This window comes from Bifidobacterium callimiconis (assembly GCF_003952005.1).
Classification (GTDB): domain Bacteria; phylum Actinomycetota; class Actinomycetes; order Actinomycetales; family Bifidobacteriaceae; genus Galliscardovia; species Galliscardovia callimiconis.
Map to the genome: position 1 here is coordinate 1 of NZ_QXGJ01000026.1, position 5,544 is coordinate 5,544.

Annotated in this window: 3 rRNA genes; all 3 read left to right on the top strand. The window is 59.0% G+C overall.

Features of this window, described 5'->3' with window-relative positions:
• The first annotated feature begins 235 nt into the window (after positions 1–235).
• Positions 236–1,761 (top strand): 16S ribosomal RNA (locus D2E23_RS11395).
• 440 nt (positions 1,762–2,201) lie between these two features.
• Positions 2,202–5,260: ribosomal RNA gene (locus tag D2E23_RS11400) — 23S ribosomal RNA — on the top strand.
• Between the two features lie 168 nt (positions 5,261–5,428).
• Positions 5,429–5,544 (top strand): 5S ribosomal RNA (gene rrf / locus D2E23_RS11405); the annotation flags it as partial.

The following is a 5,544-nucleotide window of genomic DNA, read 5'->3' on the forward strand; positions in this document are numbered from 1 at the left end:
GTGTGGTGGTGGTTTGAGAACTCAAGAGCGTGTTTTGTACTACTAAGTTTTGATTGCCAGTCCGGCCATGGCTCCTGTTTTTGGAGTGCCTCGAGAGGGGCTGTGATTGTGGTCGGGTTTTTTGGAAGGATTGTGCGAGCATTGATCGGCTGCCGGTTGGTGGCTGGTTGGTGTTTTGTCTGTCTTTTTCTTTTCTTTTTTTCGAGTCATGTTTTTTGGCTCTTCATGAAGGTTTTTTGTGGAGGGTTTGATTCTGGCTCAGGACGAACGCTGGCGGCGTGCTTAACACATGCAAGTCGAACGGGATCCTGTCAGCTTGCTGGCGGGTGAGAGTGGCGAACGGGTGAGTAATGCGTGACCAACCTGCCCCGTACTCCGGAATAGCTCCTGGAAACGGGTGGTAATGCCGGATGTTCCGCGCTCCTGCATGGGGGTGTGGGAAAGGGTTTTACTGGTATGGGATGGGGTCGCGTCCTATCAGCTTGATGGTGGGGTAATGGCCTACCATGGCTTCGACGGGTAGCCGGCCTGAGAGGGCGACCGGCCACATTGGGACTGAGATACGGCCCAGACTCCTACGGGAGGCAGCAGTGGGGAATATTGCACAATGGGCGAAAGCCTGATGCAGCGACGCCGCGTGCGGGATGACGGCCTTCGGGTTGTAAACCGCTTTTGATTGGGAGCAAGCGTGAGTGAGTGTACCTTTCGAATAAGCGCCGGCTAACTACGTGCCAGCAGCCGCGGTAATACGTAGGGCGCAAGCGTTGTCCGGAATTATTGGGCGTAAAGGGCTCGTAGGCGGCTCGTCGCGTCCGGTGTGAAAGTCCATCGCTTAACGGTGGATCTGCGCCGGGTACGGGCGGGCTGGAGTGCGGTAGGGGAGACTGGAATTCCCGGTGTAACGGTGGAATGTGTAGATATCGGGAGGAACACCAATGGCGAAGGCAGGTCTCTGGGCCGTTACTGACGCTGAGGAGCGAAAGCGTGGGGAGCGAACAGGATTAGATACCCTGGTAGTCCACGCCGTAAACGGTGGACGCTGGATGTGGGGCCCATTCCACGGGTTCCGTGTCGGAGCTAACGCGTTAAGCGTCCCGCCTGGGGAGTACGGCCGCAAGGCTAAAACTCAAAGAAATTGACGGGGGCCCGCACAAGCGGCGGAGCATGCGGATTAATTCGATGCAACGCGAAGAACCTTACCTGGGCTTGACATGTTCCCGACCGCCGCAGAGATGTGGCTTCCCTTCGGGGCGGGTTCACAGGTGGTGCATGGTCGTCGTCAGCTCGTGTCGTGAGATGTTGGGTTAAGTCCCGCAACGAGCGCAACCCTCGCCCCGTGTTGCCAGCGGATTATGCCGGGAACTCACGGGGGACCGCCGGGGTTAACTCGGAGGAAGGTGGGGATGACGTCAGATCATCATGCCCCTTACGTCCAGGGCTTCACGCATGCTACAATGGCCGGTACAGCGGGATGCGATGGTGTGAGCCGGAGCGGATCCCTGAAAACCGGTCTCAGTTCGGATCGGAGCCTGCAACTCGGCTCCGTGAAGGTGGAGTCGCTAGTAATCGCGGATCAGCAACGCCGCGGTGAATGCGTTCCCGGGCCTTGTACACACCGCCCGTCAAGTCATGAAAGTGGGCAGCACCCGAAGCCGGTGGCCTAACCCGCAAGGGATGGAGCCGTCTAAGGTGAGGCTCGTGATTGGGACTAAGTCGTAACAAGGTAGCCGTACCGGAAGGTGCGGCTGGATCACCTCCTTTCTACGGAGATTCTTGTGAAAATCGATCACTGGTTCTGGTGGTCGTCCGTGCCCCGCGCCCGTGGGATGTTCCCGTGGGTAGGCAAGATGGGGCGTGCTGGTGTGGTTACGGTCATTGCTTAGGTGTATGGGACGCGCTGTTGGGTTCCCGGACCGCGACCCCAGGGGTTTTCCCTGGTGGGTGGTTTCGGGTCCTCGGCCGGTCGGGTCGGCATTCCGTGTGGGGTGTTGTCCTGCTGGTTGTGGGGTGGTTGTTTGAGAACTGGATAGTGGACGCGAGCAGGTCATGTCGCCTTCGGGTGGTGTGGCTTGCTGTGATTTTTCGTCGGGCCATGTGGTTTTTCATGTGGCTCGGTCGATCGTTTTGTGATCATTTGTGTGATGATGTGTTGTCCGGATGTTCGCTGGGTTCTTCGGGCGCATGCAATGCGTTGTGTGTTGCGTGTTGTCTTGAAGGGCGTATGGTGGATGCCTTGGCACACGGGACCGATGAAGGACGTGGGGGGCCGCGATAGGCCTCGGGGAGCCGCCGACCAGGCTTTGATCCGAGGGTGTCCGAATGGGGGAACCCGGCAGTCGTTGTGGGCTGTCACCGCATTCGTGCGGGGGGTACGCAGGGAAGTGAAACATCTCAGTACCTGCAGGAAAGGATATTCCGTGAGTAGTGGCGAGCGAAAGCGGATGATGGCTAAACCGTGTTCGTGTGATACCCGTCGGGGGTTGCGTTCGCGGTGTCGTGGGAAGCGTTGTCCGGGTGCCGACGAGCCCGGCGGCGGTGATAAAGTCAGGAGTCAGGCGAACGGGATTGAATTCCCGGCCGTAGAGGGTGATGGCCCCGTAGCCGGCAGCTCCTGGCCCGTCGATATGTTCTCCCAAGTAGCGCGGGACTCGTGGAATCCCGCGTGAATCCGTCCAGACCGTTGGATAAGCCTGAATATTCCCGTGTGACCGATAGCGTACGAGTACCGTGAGGGAAAGGTGAAAAGTACCCCGGGAGGGGAGTGAAATAGTATCTGAAACCATGCGCTTACAAACCGTCGGAGCCTTGAGGGGTGACGGCGTGCCTATCGAAAAATGAGTCTGCGAGTCAGTGGTGCGTGGCGAGCGTAAGCCGTGTGGCGTACGCGTAGCGAAGGCGAGTCTTAAAAGGCGTTTGAGTCGCGTGCCCTGGACCCGAAGCGGGATGATCTAGCCCTGAGCAGGTTGAAGCGCGGGTAAGACCGCGTGGAGGACCGGACCCACCTAGGTTGAAAACTGGGGGGATGACTTGGGGTTAGGGGTGAAAGGCCAATCAAATTCCGTGATAGCTGGTTCTCTCCGAAATGCATTTAGGTGCAGCGTCGGTTGATTGCTTCCAGGGGGTAGAGCTACTGGATGCTTGCGGGCCCGTATAGGGTACCAACAGCAGCCAAACTCCGAATACCTGTGAAGTGTATTCCGGCAGTGACCCGGCGGGGGATAAGCTTCGTCGTGGAGAGGGAGACAGCCCAGATCGTCGTCTAAGGTCCCGAAGCGCGTGCTAAGTGGGAAAGGATGTGGGGTCGCATAGACAGCCAGGAGGTTGGCTCAGAAGCAGCCATCCTTGAAAGAGTGCGTAACAGCTCACTGGTCTAGTGGTCCTGCGCCGACAATGTAGCGGGGCTCAAGCACGCCACCGAAGACGCGGCAGTGACTTCGTGTCACTGGGTAGGAGAGCGTCCTGTATGGGGTGAAGCCGCGGCGTAAGCCTGTGGTGGACCGTATGGGAGTGAGAATGCAGACATGAGTAGCGAGACGGGGGTGACAATCCCCCGCGCCGGATGACCAAGGGTTCCAGGGCCACGTTCATCGTCCCTGGGTGAGTCGGGTCCTAAGGCGAGGCCGACAGGCGTAGTCGAATGGATGAACGGGTTGATATTCCCGTACCGGCGGCGGACCGACAGGTCCGAGGCGGCGAGTACTAACCTCGTCTTCCCTCTGATGCCTCCTTCGGGTGGCGGATGGGGGTCGGCGTTGGGACCGTAGCCGTAGTAGGAGAGCGCAGGAGTGACGCAGGAGGGTAGCCGGCCGCGGAGGTGGTTTTCCGTGGTCAAGCGTGTGGCCAGCATCCCAGGCAAATCCGGGGTGCGTGTATGGTGAGGCGTGATGATGGGGGTCTTCTGACCCGAATCCGGTGATCCCATGCTGCCGAGAAAAGCTTCGGCGTGAGGGCCGTTGCCGCCCGTACCCGAAACCGACACTGGTGGTCAGGCAGAGAATGCCAAGGCGATCGAGCGAATCCTGGTCAAGGAACTCGGCAAATTGCTCCCGTTCCTTCGGTTTAAGGGAGACCCCCGGTGGTGATCCTCCTTGCGAGGGGAGCCGTTGGGGGTGGCACAGGCCAGGGGGTAGCGACTGTTTACCAAAAACACAGGTGCATGCGAAGGCGCAAGCCGCTGTATATGCACTGACGCCTGCCCGGTGCCGGAAGGTTAAGAGGATCCGTCAGCTTCGGCGAAGCGGTGAATTCAAGCCCCGGTAAACGGCGGTGGTAACTATAACCATCCTAAGGTAGCGAAATTCCTTGTCGGGTAAGTTCCGACCTGCACGAATGGCGTAACGACTTCCCCACTGTCTCGACCAGGAGCTCGGCGAAATTGCAGTACGAGTAAAGATGCTCGTTAAGCGCAGAAGGACGAAAAGACCCCGGGACCTTTACTATACCTTGGTATTGTCGTTAGGTGTGGACTGTGTAGCATAGGCGGGAGGCTTCGAAGCATGGGCGCCAGCCCGTGTGGAGCCGTCGTTGAAATACCGCTCTGTCTTCATCTGGCGTCTAACCTCGACCAGTCATCCTGGTCAGGGACAGTGCCTGGCGGGTAGTTTAACTGGGGCGGTTGCCTCCCAAAGAGTAACGGAGGCGCTCAAAGGTCCGCTCAGCCCGGTTGGCAATCGGGTGTCGAGTGCAATCGCACAAGCGGGCTTGACTGTGAGACCGACGGGTCGAGCAGGGACGAAAGTCGGAGATAGTGATCCGGTGCCGGCGCACGGGCGCGGCATCGCTCAACGGATAAAAGGTACCCCGGGGATAACAGGCTGATCATTCCCAAGAGTCCATATCGACGGGATGGTTTGGCACCTCGATGTCGGCTCGTCGCATCCTGGGGCTGGAGCAGGTCCCAAGGGTTCGGCTGTTCGCCGATTAAAGCGGCACGCGAGCTGGGTTCAGAACGTCGTGAGACAGTTTGGTCTCTATCCTCTGCGCTCGTTGGAATGTTGAGGAGCCCTGCCCATAGTACGAGAGGACCTGGGTGGACGAACCTCTGGTATGCCAGTTATCCTGCCAAGGGTACGGCTGGTTGGCTACGTTCGGATGGGATAACCGCTGAAAGCATCTAAGCGGGAAGCCCTCTCCAAGATAAGCATTCCGTCACGCGTTAGCGTGTGTAGTCCCCATGGAGAACACGTGGTTGATAGGCCGGACGTGGAAGCCCCGCGAGGGGTGGAGCTGACCGGTACTAACGGACGAACGACAACACAATCCGATCCCTTTTCGGATCGGGTTCCCGGAAGGATCCCATGCGATTCATCCCGGACAGCACGGAGCACATCGTTCACACTGCGATCGACACGAAGACACGACGCGTCCGCTAGCCGGTTCCCAAACCGCCACCAGCCACCCCGCACGCGGGGTGATGATTTCAAGGTTTTGCGGCGGTCATGGCCCAGGGGAGACGCCCGGTCCCATTCCGAACCCGGAAGCTAAGACCTGGCACGGCGATGGTACTGCACCCGACAGGGTGTGGGAGAGTAGCACACCACCGCA